Genomic DNA, 250 nt, shown 5'->3' on the forward strand with positions numbered 1-250 from the left:
GCCAATCCTAAATTCAATCCGAAATCGTAAATTAAATCAGCTTCTTTTTCAGAAGTTTTAGCCACAATTGCCCCCATTTTCATGGCTGCTGCTACTAGAACCGCTGTTTTGTATTCGATCATTTTTAGATATTGCGGGATCGTAACATCTTTACGAGTCTCAAAATCAACATCCCATTGCTGTCCTTCGCAAACCTCAAGCGCCGTTTTGCTGAATAATTTGGCTAAATTTCTAAAAACAATTGGTTCAT

At 38.0% G+C, this 250-nt stretch carries 1 protein-coding gene; it reads right to left on the bottom strand.

Annotated elements, in window-relative coordinates; translation table 11 throughout:
- The coding region (locus ACWA1B_RS23220; RefSeq protein WP_456911033.1) for a polyprenyl synthetase family protein at window positions 1–250 on the bottom strand (250 nt) is incomplete at both ends.

Source organism: Flavobacterium xizangense, from assembly GCF_054075145.1.